Genomic DNA, 18,081 nt, shown 5'->3' on the forward strand with positions numbered 1-18,081 from the left:
TTTAACTTTATAGGGCAGGCTGGCTCAGTATCATCCAGTACATCCCCATTTCTTTTATGGCATTAAAAAAATTATTGCTGTCTACTGGTTTTACGATATAGCTGTTGGCACCCAGACTATAGCATTTCGCTATGTCAGGATCCTCTTGCGAAGAGGTCAGTATAACTACTGGAATCGATTTAAATTCAGGATCACTTTTGACTTTTTCAAGTACTTGTATTCCGGACATCTTTGGCATCTTTAAATCCAAAAGAAAAAGTTTTGGATGTGATTTAGGATTTCTTTCGGAATAAATTCCTTTACAGTACATAAAATCAAGTGCTTCAGCTCCGTCTTTTACATGTAAAAGTTTGTTAGTAAAACCACTTTTGTTTAAGGCACGTATAGTTAATGTAGCATCTTCCATGCTGTCTTCGGCAAATAAAATTTCAATATCGTCGTAATTCATTTTGTTATTTTTTAATGTTTAATATCTGGCAGGCTAAAGTAAAATTTTGCACCTGCATCTAATTTTGATTCTGCCCACACTGTTCCGTAGTGTCGGTTTACTATTTTTTGCACTATCGCAAGTCCGATGCCTGTTCCTGAAAACTCATCTTGTGAGTGCAGGCGTTGGAAGACACCAAATAATTTATCATAATATTCCATGTCAAAACCTGCTCCCCAATCTTTTATGCTATATACGATTTTATCATTTTTAGAAGTTGATGTTATCTTAATTCGGGTTTCCGATTTATATTTTGAATATTTGATCGCATTCGAAATTAAATTTATCCATACTTGTTTGATTAACGATGGATCTCCATTTGCAGGAGCAAGTTCATCAATTTCGAATATTGGAGTGTTTTCGTCTTTTTCAATCGTTAAATCGTTTATAACAGCACTTACTAGCGTCTTCATATTTATATTCATAGATGATACCTGTTTGCGGCCTAATTTGCTAAAAGCCAATAAATCATCTATCAGGATGCCCATCTTGTTTGAATTTTTTATGATGCCGTTGAGTACATTTTTTCCATCATCATCGATGGCACCAATATGATCTTCTATTAAAATTTGTGTATAACCGTTGATGGCACGTATTGGTGCCCGAAGATCATGCGAAACAGAATAAGAAAACGACTCCAGTTCTTCCTGAGCTTTCTTGAGTTCATCGTTTGCAAGGGTTAATTCTTTAGTTCGTTTTTCCTGATAAGCAAGTTCCCGATTGGTAACAATCAATTCGGCTGCACGCTTTTCTTTCTCCACCTTTCTTTTTTGTTTCAGAATATTTTCGGCTGCTAATTTCTTATTTGCAATAATCAATTCAGCTGCACGTTTTTCTTTTTCTTTACTCTGAATGGCAAGTTCTTTATTGGCAATAATTAATTCAGATGCCCTTTGTTCTTTTTGTTCGTTCTGGAACTTCAGTTCTTTATTTGCTATAACTAATTCAGCGGCCCTTTTTTCTTTTTGTTCGTTCTGAAATTTCAGTTCTTTATTTGCTATAACTAATTCAGCCGCACGTTTTTCCTTTTCCTTATTCTGAAAAGCAAGTTCTTTATTGGCTATTATTAATTCAGATGCCCTTTTTTCTTTTTGTTCGTTCTGAAATTTTAATTCCTTATTGGCTACAACTAGTTCGGCGGCACGTTTTTCTTTTTCGGCATTTTGAAAAGCAAGTTCTTTATTTGCGATAACTAACTCAGATGCCCGTTTTTCTTTTTCCTGGGCCTGAACAGCCAGTTGCAAAAATTGTGTTTTTGCAAGTGTAATATCCGTTACGATTTTTAAGATTTTATAGGGCTTCCCATTAGTGTCAAAAATGGGATTATAACTACCAGAAAGCCATATTAATTTTCTATTTTTAGCAACCCGTATGAATTCATCTTTTTGATAAATTCCTTTTTTTAAGCTACTCCAAAATAATTGATAGGCATTTGATTTTGAATAGGAGGGATCTACAAAAAGACTATGATGTTTTCCCAATAAATCAATTTCATTGTAGCCCATAATTTCGAGAAAATTCTTATTGGCACTCAGAATATTGCCTTCAAGATCAAATTCTATCGACCCATTCGAGGTATTAATGGCATTGATATGATTGTTTAGAAGCTGCTCATTTGCTTTTAACTGCTCCTGTAAGCTCTGAATTTCTTCGGTCTGTTTTTTATTATTTGTAGTCGGACTATTTACTACAACAAGTTCCGTATTAAAATTTTCTTTTTGGATATTTTGAACGGTTTGTTCTGGAAAAAGGATTATTTCCTTTTTGTCATTTTTTTCTTTGATATTCATATAATACGAAGTTATATTTAGAAAAATAATGGCAGTAATTTGCGGGAAAAGCACCTATATTTTAGTAATTATTAGAACGGAAATCTTAGATTTTTAAATTAAAGAATTATGGTTTTATACGAATATAGTTAAATTAACTGATTAAACACTTACTTATTTATAGTATTATTATAATTAGGAGAACATAAGGTTATTGCGTTGTAGCAATATTTACGTTTTTGCTTACTAAGAATACTAAAATGTGCATTCTGTTTAATTTAAAAGAGTATCTTTCACACCAGTAATTAATGTTAAGGAATTTATGAATAAAAGCGGGCCAATAATAATTATAGAAGATGATCAGGATGATCAGGAAATCCTTGGATTGGTATTTAAAGAACTTAATTACAAGAATGAAATCATTTTTTTTGGTGATGGAGAATTGGCACTTAATTATTTGACTGCAACAGCTGTTGAGCCCTTTATTATTTTCTCAGATATTAATATGCCAAAATTAAATGGGATAGAACTGCGTTCAAAAATTCATGAAAATGAAGATTTGAGAATGAAGTCGATTCCTTACTTATTTTTTACTACAAGTGCCGAGCAAACACATGTTGTGGAAGCCTATTCAAAATCGGTGCAAGGATTTTTTATAAAGCCGTACGATTTTATAGAAATGAAAAATATGATAAAAAGTATTGTAGAATATTGGCAGAAATGCGTTTCGCCCAATTATGTAAGATAGAATAACTATATATGTTTTTTCTTTAAGAACCGTCCCCGAGGCTCATCACCTTCGTAAAGTACAATTTCGGAATGTAAAAACTGTGCGGCCGCTGCTGAATCTTTTACTTTAATAGCACTGCGTTTCAACATTTCAGACTCAAACTCATTTAATACACTTTCTCTCAGTCCGGCTTTTTTCCAGTGAGATAAAGATTTACATCCTTTGGAGATTCCACGCGCCAGCGAGAGTGCATCTAGCAGAGCCTGATTTGCGCCTTGACCTTTAAATGGACTCATTGGATGAGCTGCATCTCCAATCAAAGTTACTTGTCCACCTTTCTCTAACAATTCTGATTTTAGTAATTCCCGATCATATACAGGATAACCAGAAATCTGAGCTTCCAGAGTGGCCGCTAAAATCTGCGGAATAGGATCGTGCCATTGCGTTCTTCGACAGGCTTCTTCCTTGAGTGCCTGAGGCCCTTGCGCACTTAGTATCTTAGCTTTTTCTTCTGTCATTGGAAAGCTAAGTTGCCACATTATGGAATCTGTTGTATAAGGCATTATGTAAATTCGCTCATTACCATTGGCGGTTTGAAACACCGTAGCTGAATCTAATAAAGAACTATCAACACCTTCCAGAGCACTTAATGGACAAATACCCAAAATTACAATACAGTCTAAGTAACGTAAGGGGGTAATGTCTTCGCCAATTAGTAATCTGCGTACCGAACTGCGAATGCCATCGGCTCCAACAATAAGATCTGCGCTAGCACTTTTAATTTCTCCGTCGACCTGAAAAGTTAATTCCATCTTTTCCTCATCAGATTCTTTAAAATCAATTAATTGATGTCCCCATTGTACCGAATCCGATCCGCCCAGTTGTTCCAATAATTCTAAACGTAAAGATTGTCGGGCTATATGTACATTTGTGCGTTTTGGAGATGTTTTTACATTAGACTCCATCCATTTTCTAATTCCCCATTCACCAATCACTTTTCCTTCGGTAGTATGAACAATATGTCTTGTAGATATAACTCCTTCTTGTAAAGAGAAAATACCCAATCCTTCAATTGCTTTACTGGCTTGCTGAAGGGTAAGCCCATAACCTTGAGATCGGGCATCAAAGTTAATATCACGTTCATAAAGAGTAAAAGGAATTCTGCGATGCAAACAAGCTACAGCCAGAGCCACTCCTCCTATACCGCCACCAATAATAGCAACGTGTGGGTAGTTTTCTTTATTAGCAACAGGAGAGTTGGCAGAAGGAACTAATCCCGATCCCGAACAATTCAGGCATAAGTATAAGTGGGCTTTAGGACGAACAGGAGTTTTTCCTTCTCTATTCGTTTTTTCAAATAAATCGAGTTCTGTCTGGTAGCGGAGCTTCACTTTTTTGCTAAGCCTTTGGCTTTTTTTGCCACGCCCCTGACATTCGGGACAAATAATCCAGCTTGTTTGTTTATGCTCCACTTTTTATTTTTTCTCTTTATTCGATTATACAATCTGCTGCTCTATGCTTATAGCATTGTGCAAATTTAAGACAAAAGATTACCTATACATAGCTTCCTTTCGAATTTTTGCAGAAAACTCTCATTACAAAATCAGTAAAAAAAGTAATATTAAATTGTATAATTATTATAAAATAGGTTATTTAAATGTGGGAATTATATAAATATTAACACCTTAAAATGTAAGTTAAATTTTATATTTAGTTGTAACTTGGTGATTATCAATAGTGTGGGTTTTCGAAAAAAGTCTGAATGCATTTAATGTCAGAATTAGAGATCTTTTACCTCATTATACTTCTTAATTTTTCCGTTAAAGATTTTGTTTTTGCAATTATTTAAGATCCCCAAAATTAAATATTATGAGCCATAAAATCACGTTTTTGATCGTACCTGTATTGTTTCTTATATCATCAACTGCTTATTCATTTCAGGACCCTCCTGAACCGAATATTCCGCCTCCAGTAGGATTACCTGCATCTATTAATGAGAAAACTTTATTTTTGACTATTTCCGGCGTTTTGTTAGGCTTTTTTATTTTAAGAAAAAAGAAAGCATAGTGAAATTTTGATTGCTATTCTATATGTTATTTTTTACTGTACCTCTAAACTGACACTATGAAAAAAATATTATTTTTATTTCTACTTAGTACTACCAAATGTTTAGCTCAGATTTATTTTGGACCTACTGCCAATATGTATGTTAAAAATGAAATCCTTTTTGTACAGCAAAACATTAATTTAGCAGCAACAGATTCCAATTTATATCTTCGGAATAATGCCCAATTAATTCAGGGTACAGCTGGTGTATCTGCAAATACAGGACTTGGAAAACTATCAGTGTATCAGGAAGGGACAAGTGATAATTTTGAATATAATTATTGGTGTTCACCTGTTGGAATTGCCTCTGCATCATCCGGAAATGGAAATTTCGGAATTACAATGCTTAACCAGCCCATCACTTCAACAAATTCAAATGCCGCGCTAGTGGTTAGTGGTAATGACGGAATTGCCAATCCGCTTTCCATTTCATCCGTTTGGATTTATAAATTAATAAATGCCAATAATTATTCGCAATGGATATTTGTAGGCAACGCAAGCACGCTGGCTCCAGGCGAAGGTTTTTCTATGAAAGGAACCAGCGGTACTGATAGTACAAATCCGGAAGGAACCGGCGTAGTAAACAACCCCGGTAGTGGTCAAAGATATGATTTTAGAGGAAAACCAAATGATGGAAATATTACTATAAATTTAGGGACCAATAATTCTACTTTAACAGGAAATCCATACCCATCAGCCTTGCATTTAAATGCATTTCTTTTAGATGCTTCAAATGCGGCTACCAGAGGTATTGCTTATTTTTGGGAACAGGACAAAAGTGTAAATTCTCATTACCTGTCTGCTTATAGAGGGGGTTATGGAAGTTATTCACCATTGCTACTAGGTTCTGAAGGTTTATATGTACCTGCAACATTCAATTCTTATAATCAGGATGGAACTTTAAATACAGCCGGGGTGTCATCCGGCCTCGCTATTCCACGCAGATTTGCACCTATAGGCCAGGGATTTGTAATTTTTGCTAATGCTAATGGTACAGCCACATTTAAAAACGAACACCGCGTCTATACCAAAGAAGGTCTCGGTGTTTCGCAGTTTGAAAAACCAACAAAACCAACTGCTAAAACGGATAATGCAAATGATAAGAATGAGGAAATAGATCCTGTTCAATATTTTCGATTAAATACAATTATCGACAATCAATTTACCCGACAGCTGGCATTGGCTTTTTTGCCGGAGGCTTCAGACGGGATAGATTTTGGTATTGATGCTCTTAACATGGATACCAGCCCTCCTAATGATGTAGCTTTTCGAATCGAAAATGGTAGTTATGTTATCCAGGGAGTAAATTTTGATCAGACCAAAAAAATACCATTAACAGTTAAAGCAACCACCAATGCTACTTTTAAATTTTATATACCTGAAGTAAAGAATTTTGATAATTCACAGCCCATTTATCTTTATGACGGTCTTGATCAATCCTATCATGATATCAAAAACGGAACGTATCAGGTGACAGTTTCTCCCGGATCCTATTCAGACAGATTTAAAATCTCCTTTACAAGTGAAACACTTGGCGTACCTGATGTAGCTGAAAAGCAATTTATAATTTTTCAGGATAATAGTAAAAACAGTTTAAAAGCTTCCAATCCCGATAATATAGCAATGAAGTCATTTAAACTGTACGACATGCTTGGCAAAGTAGTTTTATCGAAAGATGATTTAGGAACGGATTCTAATTTTTCTTTTTCAACTAGTGGGTTAAGTTATGGAATCTATATAGTGGAGTTTTTAACCACAGATAATGAAAAATTAACACAGAAAGTGGTGATTTCAAATTCACTTAGATAATAAAAATTAGAAAATTTAAATAACGATAAACTAAAATAAGAAATTATGATAAATATATCTACTCCAAAAAACATCAGAACGTTATTATTTCTATTCTTTTTTCTTTTAACAGTTTCTGGACATGCACAAATCGGTATTGGTACTGTTACGCCAAACGCAAGTTCTGTCTTAGATATAACTTCAACCACAAAAGGGATGTTAGCACCAAGGATGACCACAGCAGAGCGAATTGCAATTGCGACTCCTGCAGAAAGTTTATTGGTATATGATACTACTGTTAAAGCCTTTTATTTTTATAATCTCAGCACTACTTCATGGATAAAGATTGCCAATGAGAGCTCGGTTTTAAGAAATAATTATAAACTGGTAAAAGCAGTGGCAGATTTGGCACCAGAATTAGCAGCAGGAGGAAATACAAGTTATTTATTGACTACAAATACTTATTATGAAATAAACGGAACGATTTCACTCTCATTTCCTATTAATTTAAACAATGCTTATGTTTCAGGACTTGATACGAATGAAGACATTCTACAATCAACAGGAGTTGTTTTTCAGGGCAATACAGGTGGAAGTATTAGAAATGTTACTTTAAAAGGGACGAGAGCTTTTAATATTACCGGGCCGGGAATAGCGACTAATAGCTCTCTTTTGATTCAAAACACAGTTATAGATGGAATGACTACGAATGTTGGAACAATTTCAGGTTTCGGATTGTATTTTGGTAATATCGTTCAGTTTGTTAACAACACTAGTGGTATAACCTATTCTAATATTGGTAATTTGTTATTAAGTAATCAAGCCTGGTTAAGTAGTAATAATGGAACTTTTGAAACATTTACAGGTACATTTGGATTAATAGAAAAAAACAGCGGTTTTAGCACGGTTGACGGTAGTGATATAGCAATGGATGTCAGTACTGCAGGGCTTACTGTTGGAACAGGAATTTTAGTGGGAACAGTTTTTTCAGGTACCACTACTGCACTTTCCGGTAATCCTATCAAAAGTTATGCAGCTGCATCAACTTATCCAGGATATAATTTTAGTAATGCCTGGACAGTGGAGGCGCCAGGTATTCCGCGTGAAGCTGATAATGAATCTACTGGTGATATTAATCTAAGTGCTGCAGTTGGTAGTGGTATAACAACGACATTAGGCACTAGTGGGAGTAAAGTAAAAGTTGCTGGTACTACTACTTCTAATAATTTGTTTCGCTTTACGAAAGATGGAGATAATAAAATCACATACAGAGGAACTAAAACAAGATATTTCCAGGTATCGGCTTCAGTCTCTTACCAGACTAACGCGGATGCAACTTTAATTCTTTATATAGCAAAGCAGGGTACTGTAATTGCTGAAACGAAAGTATATGGTAAACAAAGTGGAGGTCTTTTTTCTACCGCGGCTATTATTGCTCTTCCAATCATAGGTACAGTACAGCTAAAAACGGGAGATTACATCGAAATATTTGCTGAGCGCTTTGATGGAACTGGAAATATGTCAACCGTTTCTCTAAATTTAACGGCAAGATAAGTTGAAGTAAGCTTCGGGTTATGGTGTTTATAGTTGTATTTTATAACTTTTAGAAATGATTATATAAGTAACAAGGTAAGTATTTAAAGTAATTTTAATAAAACTTTAAAACTTATATATTATGAACACAAATAATAAAAATCCGAAACCCAATAATCAAAAAATTGGCGCTGATAAAAGTGATACGAAAAAACATCAATATAAAGAATATGATGAAGTTTTAACAAATGATGAAAATTATGATGTTGACACTCATAAATTTAAAGGAGAAGCACCTGAATTAGATGATAAGTTAGATAACGAAGAAAAAAAATAAAAAAGAGACGTCTCAGAAAAGAATTTGAGACGTTTCTTTTTTATATATAAGACTGATAACTTATTAGTTATGCTAAATAGTTGCTCTTTCTAAAGGCGTCAGTCAGGCTTATATCTGCAATGTTTAAAAAAAGTTAAAAAGTAAAAAAACAAGTATGGATTGATTTTTATAGATTTGTAAAATCTGTATATTCCAAAATTAGTTTCGGAAAATCAATTATAAAATCTAATGGCAATGAAATCTGTTACTTCAATATTTTTATTTTTAATGTTTGTTTGTTCAAATTCTTATTCGCAACTGAGTGCAGATAAAATATTCGAAAGCTTTAAACAAGGGGAACGTACAAATTGCTCATCGATAGCTTTTATTAAGGCGTCTTTAAATGTTTATGGACTGGACAATCTTTTTTTAACTGAAAAAATAAACGACAGCCTATTTAAAATAACACTAAAAAATAATGCATCATTTAATTTGAACGGTAATGAGTTAAATAAAGCTAAATTTTCTGCTGATTTTGTATTTATTAAGGACAATTGTGAGAGCGAAAAAATAACTGATTATGCAGTATTAACCTACGCTGTGATGGCGAAATACAAGCAAATTATTGATAAGAAGTCAACTTTTGATAAGGCATTAGAAGATTTGGAAGAAGGGGAGGTATACACCCCAACAATCTATAAATATTTAGGATTTAAAGAAGGTAAAGAAATACAAAAGTTAAAACGAGAATCAGGGAGTGAATTTTGTGGAGTTGTTGCCTGGTCTACAGCTCATGCCGTTTTTGTTTGCGAAGAATTTATGGACTATTATGGCAACAAAAAAAGTATATGGATAAAATATCCGGGCCGTTTCAGAATAATAAAGTCATAAGAAGCTTCAGAAAATACCGTAAACAGTCAATTATATTACGATATAAATTGTAGCTATAACAGGACTGATACACTGCAATTAAACTAATTGTTTATTTTTTTTGAAAAAAGAAAACAATAAAGTTGTAATTTAAGTTAATTTATATATTTTTGTTTTCTTCAACAACCAACCTACATTAAGAATATGAAAATGAAAATTACTTTATTATGTGCACTTTTCTTCTTGACAACTGGCGCTATTTCAGCACAGGCAAAAAATGCTCCAAGAAGTATTATCAGTACAACAGCTCTAATCCGTAAATACCATGATCAAAAAGAATTAAGTGGTATGCAAAAAGGAGAACTTTTAGAATTATACATTGAACGTATTAAAGTTCTGGTTAAAACCCTACCTTATATCGCTTTGGTTACTAAACCAGGTGTTACAATGGCAGACTTAGGTATTCCGGACGATGGTGAGCACAAAAAAATATTAGATAACCAGGCAGTTGGTACAACAACGTTCCTGGATACAACAGTAGAATTTCAGAGAAAAATGATGCCTTATTCTGATAAAGGAAATCTTATTGCTGCGATTTTATTCTATGAAAGCACATTAAAATCATTACACGAGTTCAACGATTTGAACGAAATGTAATAAAAAATATAGCTTGCAAAATTTAAAGCCTCCAAAATCAAATGATTTTGGAGGCTTTTTTGTGGGACATTTGTTTTATTAATTGTCCAATATTTTTGATGATTTTATTTAATTCAGTTTCCCTTTAATAAATTGATACTTACCGTAGCGATATCGGCATCTGGAAAACGTTTAAAAATTGATTTATCCGGAAATAATCCGGCTTCTGCTGCAACTTTATTAAAGACATCTATCTCAACAATATATTGATCTGAAAAACCATGAGTGGCATCATAGGCTGTTGCGGGAGTCTTTCCTAAATTACTGGCAGCCAATTTTGGATTAATACTATGTAATTCAATCAGAAGCAAACCGAATTTACGGACATAGGGTGACCATTTTTGTAAATGTTCCAATAGATTATCTTCTACCAGATTGTTGCTGATTCTTTTTCCTCTATAGGCAAATGCACCGGTAGAAGCACTAATTCTATCTTTGTTGATGTGTTTCGGATCTGTCCAAATTCTATTGTGATCTAAAAAAGTCCTCACGTTAAGTAAATCTTTCAGGTCGATATTGTAGTTTTCTCTTAAGTCATCCGAAAGTAAATCCGGACGTCCAATATCTCCCCAAATTACTTTTGCCCAAATATCTGCCTTTATAAGATTAGCTCTGGTTACTTTCAGTGCCGCCTGATTATAATCTGCCCCAACCAGAAACAATGGATATTCATCGAGCATTTTTCCTCTTAAAGTTTGCCTGTCAATTACTTCAAAAATGTGCTGCAAAAAAGCGCCGTTTCCACAACCCATATCCAGAATTCCTTTAGGCTGTTCTTCAATTGGCAAGTTGAAAAGCGCAATAATAATTTCATCTACTACTTTAAAGTAAGTATCATGAGCGCCGCCGCTTCCCCATACATTCATTTCACGATCAACATGAATTTCGTTTTCGCCATCCATTACCATTCGTAAGACGGCCGGATTGCCAAAAATTAATTCTTCAATTTTAGCAAATGTTGGTAAATAAGAAACTGTAACACCGTAGGCACTTGTTCTTTTTGCAAAAAACAAACCCGTTTCTGTAAATTGATAATTGCCATTTTTCTCCAAAAACCATCCAAGATGCACAAAGAAGTCTAATATCTTTTTAAAATTTTCAGGAGATTTATGAAACTCTTCGGGCCTGAAGGAAGTTTCCATAAAATATTTGTGAAACATCCCTTTCATGGCCAAACGTACTATCGTTGGTCCAATCAAATAACCTTCGATATGTTTTAAAATCTGATCCTGAATATTTTTTATTAAAGGATCTTCAGAAAGTTCTATTCCGTATTTCTTTTTATATTTTTCAAAAATAATATTGAGTTTTTCAAATGGCACATCTTCAAAGAGACGAGTATGAAACTGAATCGAAAACTGAAGCAAATCAACAACATCTTCATAGAGATAAAATAGTGAAAAGGCTATTGCAGTCTTTTCATTTACTGAAATCTTAATTTCCTGTGTTTTGTTATCGACTTCGTAATCTAAAAAACCCTGAGAAGCCAAAATCCTCAAACCAACATTCAGGTAGCCTTCATTTGCTTTAAAAACAGTTGCAAGTTCTGATAATTGTACTTGCTCTTTGTTCAGGATAAAATCTAAAACTGCATGGTTTTTTAGTGCTATTGCCACAGGAGCAACAGCTAATCCGTCAAGATGTCTGAAAATGAAGCTGCGAAGTTGTGATTTATCGGTCATAGTAAGGGAATGATAGTTCTTTAAAGTTAATGATTTTTTTTAACAGTGAAGAATCAGTATTCCTATATTAAACATTTACAGCAATTTTCCTTTTTAGAACGAATTTAGGCTGTTTTAAATGCTTGTATTGAATTCTTAATTATTTGTGAGTATTTTTTTAATAATAGTATTTTTTTGAACTAAAATTAAACAAAACAATACTTTAGTATACCCTAAATCGGATTTATCGATCCCTTTCAGAACCTTTTATTAATCAATTTTGTCAACGTAAATCATAAATCCATTAAACAGAATATTAAAGTGATTTGCCAAAAACTAACTAATTAATTAACCAAAAATTACAAACCAAAATGACAAAATTTATTAGGATTAAAAAAAGTCCTGATTGTGTATCTGGATTTAATTTGAAAAAGAAGATGATGATACTCTGTGTATTGTTTTCTTTATCTCAAATTGACGGATACGCTATTAGTTCTGAACGTACAGCAGAGTTACAGAATGTAAATCAGCAAAAAAGTATTAAAGGTCAGGTCAATGATGAAAATGGTGTACCAATGCCGGGAGTTTCTGTTTTAGAAAAAGGAAGTAAGAATGGTACAACAACAGATTTTGACGGAAAATTTACTTTAAAAACAGAGAATGAAAATGCTGTGTTACTGGTATCCTATTTAGGCTATGTAACGGCTGAAGTTGCTACAAAAGGACAAACTTCAATTATTGTAAAAATGCAAAAAGCTACGGCATCATTAGAGGAAGTTGTGGTGGTAGGTTATGGTAAAATGAAGAAAAAGGATTTAACAGGAGCGATCGTTCAGATAACGCCAGATAGATTGGCAAATCAAAATCCACAGACTGTGCAGGATATCCTTAGAGGTACTCCAGGCCTAAATGTAGGTTATGACCCTTCTGCAAAAGGGGGAGGGAGAATGCAAATTCGTGGACAAGGGTCTGTTTATGATCCAAGAAAAGAGGGTGTGCATAGTTCACCGCTTATTATTTTAGACGGAATGCAATTTTATGGTGAGCTTTCAGAAATCAATCCTGATGATATCGGCCAGATCGATATTTTAAAAGACGCATCGGCAGCATCTGTATATGGAGCAAAAGCCGCTGCAGGGGTTATTATTATTTCAACCAAAAAAGGTAAAACCGGGAAGCCTATTGTTAGTTTTACTACAAACACGACTATTAGTAATAAAAGTGCCTATCGCGGTGTATATTCTCCAGAAGGTTACTTAAAATACCGTGAAGATTGGGAGACTGCCCAAACTTATGGTCCTAATACAACAACCGGGCAATACGAAGCATGGATAGCCGGGACAGTTGCTCCTGGTAAACCTGGTTATTTCTCAAGCCCTAATGATTTAGGGAAGTGGGGTATTACAGAAGCACAATGGTTGGCTTATCAACCAGCTACGCAAACAGTAGGAAAAAGTGCGAAAGAAGTATGGGGAGCTCGTTTGGGGTTGAATTTCGATCCTTCGCTAATGGCTAATTTCCTGGTAGATAAAACTCATGATTGGAGTGACAGCTCTTTTAGAACAGGGATTAATCATGATAATAATTTAAGTGTTTCAGGAGCAAGCGACAAGGTAAATTATTATGTATCTTTTGGTTATTTATCTTCAGAAGGAGCAATTGTTGGAAATGATTATAAATCAGCTCGTTCTAATATGAAAATTGATGCTAAAATTACGGATTGGCTTGAATTTGGAGCAAACGTTAATTTTCAGGATCGATCAGATGGAGATATTACTCCTTCTTTGGGTACAGCGGCTGGGGATAATAATATGATGAGAACCAGTCCATTTGGAACCTTTATAGATGCAAATGGTAATTATGAGAGACAGCCAATGGGTAAAAATGTTTCAGGACAGAATTATAACTATTACTACGAACGTCAATTTATTGAAAAGGAGACAGGATTTACAACATTGAATACGATTTTTAATACAAAGATAACTTTGCCTTTAGGTATTACGTATACTTTTAACATTGCTCCGCGTTATCAATTTTGGCACGATCGTTATTTCCGATCGACACAAAATCCCAATTGGCCTGCTGCTACTACTGGAGCAGTCAGAAATAGTTCTTCAAGTTTTGATTATAACCTGAATAATACATTAGCATGGGATTATACAGTTGCTGAAAAACACCATTTCATTTTAACTTTAGTTCAGGAAGCTGAAGAACGCCGTTATTGGTCAGATGGAATGAATGCCTATAATATTTTGCCTACGGATGCTTTAGGATTTCATAATGTTGCTACTGCAACACTGGCTAATAGTGAGCTTAGATCAAAAGATACACATGAAACGGCAGATGGATTGATGGCACGACTGTTTTATTCGTTTGATAATCGTTATATGTTAACAGCGACTGTCCGTCGTGATGGATATTCTGCATTTGGAGCTTCAAATCCTTACGCAACTTTCCCTTCTTTTGGTATAGCATGGAACTTTAAAAATGAAAGCTGGTTTAATTGGGATGCGATGTCTACAGGTAAATTACGTTTGTCCTGGGGTGAAAATGGAAACAGATCGCTTGATGATCCGTACATTTCTTTAGCAAACCTGGTAAATACCGGAACGATGGGATATTTAGATGCTACAGGAAAAGCTCTTGAACTGAAATATTTGGCTCTTGATCGTATGGCAAATCCAAATCTGGTATGGGAAAAAACAAGATCAACAAATATAGGTCTTGACTTAGGTTTCTTACATGATCGTATTACTACTACTATAGATGTTTACAAAAAGTCTACCCACGATATGATTATGAGTCAGGCTCTTCCTGGTTTCACCGGTTTTTCAGCCATTGCAACCAATCTTGGAGAGGTTCAGAATCAAGGTTTTGAAGTAAGTTTTAATACCATTAATATGAGAAAACCGAACTTTGAATGGCGTACTACACTTGGAATATCTTATAACGAAAATAAGATTATGTCATTATATGGCAATATGGTAGATGTTAAGGATGCCGCTGGTAATGTCATTGGCAAAAAAGAGGGTGATGATTCAGCTAACGGATGGTTTATTGGAAAACCGATTTCTCAGATTTGGGATTATAAAGTAACTGGAATTTGGCAAAAGGATGAATGGAAAGAGGCTCAAAAATATGGACAGCGTCCCGGAGATCCAAAAATTGCAAACAGCTATACTGCAGATGACGTTGATGCTGTAGGAACAGATGGTGTTCCTTATAAAAAAGCAGTTTATAATGAAAAAGATAAGCAGTTTTTAGGAACCTCAAGTCCTCCTGTACAGTGGTCGTTGCGCAATGAATTTAAGATTTATAAAAATTGGGATTTAGCGGTGAATATGTATTCTTATATGGGACATAAATCACTTAATTCAAACTATATGAATACGTTTAACGATGCCAGTTTGTATAAATTCAATTTTAATCCTTATCTAAATCCTTATTGGACACTTGACAACCCAACCAATGATTGGGCACGTCTTGATGCTAAAGGGCCCGCCGGAACTCCGGTTGCACCAAATAAATTGTATGATCGCAGTTTTGTTCGTCTGGACAATATTTCGCTGGCTTACTCACTTCCTAGGGAACTTTTAGATCGCGTGCATATTAAAAATTTAAAAATTTATACTTCGGTTCAAAATGTAGGAACATGGTCTGCTTCTAAAGAATGGAAATATTATGGAGACCCGGAAACAGGAGGATTGGCTACACGACAGTTTAATTTAGGTTTTAATGCGCAACTTTAAAAATTATTTAACTATGAAAAGATATATACATAAAATTTCAAGACTGCTGCCTTTTATTGTATTGGCCGCAATGTCTAGTTCTTGTTCAAAAGATTTTCTCGAAGCAGATCCGCTTTCGTTTTACGAACCTGAAACTACATTTTCTACAGAAGCTGGGTTGCAGGCAACTTTAGCACTGTGCGATAAACAGCTGCGTAATAATTATATTCACTTTGGCTTTTCGGGCGTAAGTGTGCCTATTGGTACAGAATATCTTTTCTCTGACATGGCACAATATGGAAAAACGGATACAGGTGCTAATATTGCTGATTATGCTGCTACTATCGTTCCTACCGGAGATTTTCGAAGAGACGCAGGTGGTGAATCGATTTATTTAGGATTTCTCTGGACTGAAGCTTATACAGGTATTAAAAATGCCAATACTGTATTATCATATATTGGTAATGTGAAAACTTTATCAGAGGAAATTAAAAATAAATATATCGGTCAAGCTTATTTTCACAGATCATACCGTTATCTTAATCTGGTTTATGAATTTGGAGATATACCGTTGATTACTAAAATCTTAGAGGTTCCAAAGCAGAGTTATTACTCTACTAAAAAGGAAGCCATCATTGAAATGATTACAGCTGATATGGAAAAAGCGGTACAATATGTGCCGGAGCAGTCAAAAATTGGATATATAGGTATGGTTAGCAAAGGAGCATGTCGTCAGTTGTTGATAAAATGCTATTTGGCATCTGGCAAATTTGCGGAAGCAGAAGCACAGGCAAATATTTTGATTAATCAATCAGGTTACTCTTTGGTACAAAACACTTTAGGGATTTTTGACCCGGGAGGAAATCCTGCGGCATGGCCTATTACCAGAAATGTGATTTGGGATTTACACAGACCGGAGAACAAAGTGATAACCTCTAATACTGAAGCTATATTGGTGGCGCCAAATGGAGGAGCGCAGTCATTTTTAGCATTTGCTTCAATGAGAATTTTTGGACCAAACTGGAATGATGCCAATTTAATTACTCCTGATGGTAAAACAGCAGCACCACGTTTTCCATTGACTGATAAAACGAATTACAATGCAAAATATGATTATCAAAGAGCAATAGGACGTGGTATTGGTGTAATCGCTGGTTCTTATTATTCACAGCATCCTATGTGGGTTGTGAACGGTGTTGAGGACAAACTGGATCTTAGACATAACAGCACGGTTGGAAACTGGGTGAATATGGAAGATCTTAAATACGCTCCCGGAGCAGGGGGTAGTGCTACATGGGCAGGGCAAAATTTTAGAATGAAGGATGCAGCAGGCAAACTGTTAGCACAAGATTCTCTTCGTGACTGGTATGATTTTCCGCATTATAAAATCTTTTTACACGATGTTGTTGCTGAAGCTAATCCGGCAGCAAATGATTTTCAGGGTGCTACTGCAGGAGCTAGTGCACATTTGTATATCTATCGTTTAGCTGAGACCTATCTGTTACGTGCAGAAGCGCGTTTTTATCAGGGTAATGCTACCGGAGCAGCTCAGGATGTGAATGTCGTAAGAGCAAGAGCGAAGGCTACACAAATGTATTCTACTGTAACTATTGGTGATATTTGTGCAGAAAGAGGAAGAGAGCTTTATCTGGAAGAATGGAGAAATGTGGAGTTAAAACGTATTTCGCACTGTCTGGCGCTTAGTGGAAAACCAGATGAATGGGGGCATACTTACAGTAAAGAGACCTGGGACAAACAATCCGGAACAGATGCAGCCGGAGGAAGTTACTGGTACCAACGTATCGTACATTATACGCTTTATAACAAATATCCTGGTGGTATTTCTGTTAAGCCAGGTGTAAAGTTTTATACTATGGACAAACGTAATAATTACTGGCCAATTCCATTTAGACTTGCGATTGAGCCTAATATTAAAGGTCAGTTAAGTCAGAACTTTGGTTATGATGGATACAATGCAGGTGTCAAAGTTTGGGATAAATGGCAGGATGCAGTTGAGGATGAAAGTAAAATTTAAAACTCTTTTTGCCCTGAATTGAAGTTTAAGCAATAAAATGATTGAATAAATAGCTTTGTAATATCCAAAAGAAAGCTAAAACACAAAACGAGTTAATTTATATTAACTCGTTTTTTTTGTTTTTATAATGTGTTGTTACTCTGCTTTCTGATGCAGAATTTAACAAACCTGTTTTAGACAATCGTCGATTACAAAAATGGACATGTATTTTGAAAATGGTCCCGACCTAAAAAATGTATCTCAATCAATACTAACCTCGCTGTGTCAATATTGGAAATATCTTATTTGAGATGTAATGTGTTTAATTCTTAATTATTTAAAGTTTGTGTAATTTTTTAATATTTTTTTTAAGGATATAATTT

General features: G+C 34.7%; 13 protein-coding genes. 9 read left to right on the forward strand and 4 right to left on the reverse strand.

Features of this window, described 5'->3' with window-relative positions:
• Nucleotides 1-7: 7 nt before the first annotated feature.
• On the reverse strand, nucleotides 8-448 hold the full coding sequence (locus AC6CH4_RS06575; RefSeq protein WP_498101308.1) for a response regulator: 441 nt from the start codon (nucleotides 446-448) through the stop codon (nucleotides 8-10).
• 11 nt (nucleotides 449-459) lie between these two features.
• Nucleotides 460-2,277, reverse strand: coding sequence for a PAS domain-containing sensor histidine kinase (locus tag AC6CH4_RS06580; RefSeq protein ID WP_498101310.1), 1,818 nt, complete (start codon nucleotides 2,275-2,277; stop codon nucleotides 460-462).
• Between the two features lie 301 nt (nucleotides 2,278-2,578).
• Here AC6CH4_RS06580 and AC6CH4_RS06585 point away from each other — a divergent pair, with 301 nt between their 5' ends.
• The gene (locus AC6CH4_RS06585) at nucleotides 2,579-3,004 is read left to right on the forward strand and encodes a response regulator (RefSeq protein WP_498101312.1); all 426 of its coding nucleotides are present in this window, start codon (nucleotides 2,579-2,581) and stop codon (nucleotides 3,002-3,004) included.
• Nucleotides 3,005-3,009: 5 nt separating this feature from the next.
• Here AC6CH4_RS06585 and AC6CH4_RS06590 read toward each other — a convergent pair whose 3' ends face one another.
• Nucleotides 3,010-4,458 carry an FAD-dependent oxidoreductase gene (locus AC6CH4_RS06590; RefSeq protein ID WP_498101314.1) on the reverse strand — a complete coding sequence of 483 codons (1,449 nt, stop codon included), beginning with the start codon at nucleotides 4,456-4,458 and terminating at the stop codon, nucleotides 3,010-3,012.
• Nucleotides 4,459-4,855: 397 nt separating this feature from the next.
• Between AC6CH4_RS06590 and AC6CH4_RS06595 the strand changes: the two genes are divergently transcribed.
• From AC6CH4_RS06595 to AC6CH4_RS06620, 6 genes are all read left to right on the forward strand, one after another.
• Nucleotides 4,856-5,053 (forward strand): hypothetical protein, encoded by a 198-nt coding sequence (locus AC6CH4_RS06595; RefSeq protein ID WP_498101316.1) that lies wholly within the window; start codon nucleotides 4,856-4,858, stop codon nucleotides 5,051-5,053.
• Between the two features lie 57 nt (nucleotides 5,054-5,110).
• Nucleotides 5,111-6,901 carry a DUF8693 domain-containing protein gene (locus AC6CH4_RS06600; protein WP_498101318.1) on the forward strand — a complete coding sequence of 597 codons (1,791 nt, stop codon included), beginning with the start codon at nucleotides 5,111-5,113 and terminating at the stop codon, nucleotides 6,899-6,901.
• Between the two features lie 45 nt (nucleotides 6,902-6,946).
• Nucleotides 6,947-8,434, forward strand: a complete 1,488-nt coding sequence (locus AC6CH4_RS06605; protein ID WP_498101320.1) for a phage tail-like protein — start codon at nucleotides 6,947-6,949, stop codon at nucleotides 8,432-8,434.
• 121 nt (nucleotides 8,435-8,555) lie between these two features.
• On the forward strand, nucleotides 8,556-8,750 hold the full coding sequence (locus AC6CH4_RS06610; protein WP_498101322.1) for a hypothetical protein: 195 nt from the start codon (nucleotides 8,556-8,558) through the stop codon (nucleotides 8,748-8,750).
• 234 nt (nucleotides 8,751-8,984) lie between these two features.
• Nucleotides 8,985-9,620 (forward strand): hypothetical protein, encoded by a 636-nt coding sequence (locus tag AC6CH4_RS06615; protein ID WP_498101324.1) that lies wholly within the window; start codon nucleotides 8,985-8,987, stop codon nucleotides 9,618-9,620.
• A gap of 183 nt (nucleotides 9,621-9,803) precedes the next feature.
• On the forward strand, nucleotides 9,804-10,256 hold the full coding sequence (locus AC6CH4_RS06620) for a hypothetical protein (protein ID WP_498101326.1): 453 nt from the start codon (nucleotides 9,804-9,806) through the stop codon (nucleotides 10,254-10,256).
• 113 nt (nucleotides 10,257-10,369) lie between these two features.
• On the opposite strand, the gene AC6CH4_RS06625 is transcribed toward AC6CH4_RS06620, so the two are convergent.
• Complete coding sequence (locus tag AC6CH4_RS06625; RefSeq protein WP_498101328.1) at nucleotides 10,370-11,977, reverse strand: class I SAM-dependent methyltransferase; 1,608 nt, start codon at nucleotides 11,975-11,977, stop codon at nucleotides 10,370-10,372.
• Nucleotides 11,978-12,393: 416 nt separating this feature from the next.
• On the opposite strand from AC6CH4_RS06625, the gene AC6CH4_RS06630 reads away from it, so the two are divergent.
• Together AC6CH4_RS06630 and AC6CH4_RS06635 are read left to right on the forward strand one after the other, a co-directional pair.
• The gene (locus tag AC6CH4_RS06630; RefSeq protein ID WP_498101330.1) at nucleotides 12,394-15,705 is read left to right on the forward strand and encodes a SusC/RagA family TonB-linked outer membrane protein; all 3,312 of its coding nucleotides are present in this window, start codon (nucleotides 12,394-12,396) and stop codon (nucleotides 15,703-15,705) included.
• 13 nt (nucleotides 15,706-15,718) lie between these two features.
• The gene (locus tag AC6CH4_RS06635) at nucleotides 15,719-17,719 is read left to right on the forward strand and encodes a RagB/SusD family nutrient uptake outer membrane protein (RefSeq protein WP_498101332.1); all 2,001 of its coding nucleotides are present in this window, start codon (nucleotides 15,719-15,721) and stop codon (nucleotides 17,717-17,719) included.
• Nucleotides 17,720-18,081 lie beyond the last annotated feature (362 nt).

The sequence above is a fragment of the Flavobacterium sp. GQ95 genome, from assembly GCF_059758655.1.

Coding starts and splice junctions, on each gene's coding strand:
- AC6CH4_RS06575 (WP_498101308.1), bottom strand. CDS start 448: ATGAATTACGACGATATTGAAATTTTATTTGCCGAAGACAGCATGGAA.
- AC6CH4_RS06580 (WP_498101310.1), bottom strand. CDS start 2,277: ATGAATATCAAAGAAAAAAATGACAAAAAGGAAATAATCCTTTTTCCA.
- AC6CH4_RS06585 (WP_498101312.1), top strand. CDS start 2,579: ATGAATAAAAGCGGGCCAATAATAATTATAGAAGATGATCAGGATGAT.
- AC6CH4_RS06595 (WP_498101316.1), top strand. CDS start 4,856: ATGAGCCATAAAATCACGTTTTTGATCGTACCTGTATTGTTTCTTATA.
- AC6CH4_RS06600 (WP_498101318.1), top strand. CDS start 5,111: ATGAAAAAAATATTATTTTTATTTCTACTTAGTACTACCAAATGTTTA.
- AC6CH4_RS06605 (WP_498101320.1), top strand. CDS start 6,947: ATGATAAATATATCTACTCCAAAAAACATCAGAACGTTATTATTTCTA.
- AC6CH4_RS06610 (WP_498101322.1), top strand. CDS start 8,556: ATGAACACAAATAATAAAAATCCGAAACCCAATAATCAAAAAATTGGC.
- AC6CH4_RS06615 (WP_498101324.1), top strand. CDS start 8,985: ATGAAATCTGTTACTTCAATATTTTTATTTTTAATGTTTGTTTGTTCA.
- AC6CH4_RS06620 (WP_498101326.1), top strand. CDS start 9,804: ATGAAAATGAAAATTACTTTATTATGTGCACTTTTCTTCTTGACAACT.
- AC6CH4_RS06625 (WP_498101328.1), bottom strand. CDS start 11,977: ATGACCGATAAATCACAACTTCGCAGCTTCATTTTCAGACATCTTGAC.
- AC6CH4_RS06630 (WP_498101330.1), top strand. CDS start 12,394: ATGATGATACTCTGTGTATTGTTTTCTTTATCTCAAATTGACGGATAC.
- AC6CH4_RS06635 (WP_498101332.1), top strand. CDS start 15,719: ATGAAAAGATATATACATAAAATTTCAAGACTGCTGCCTTTTATTGTA.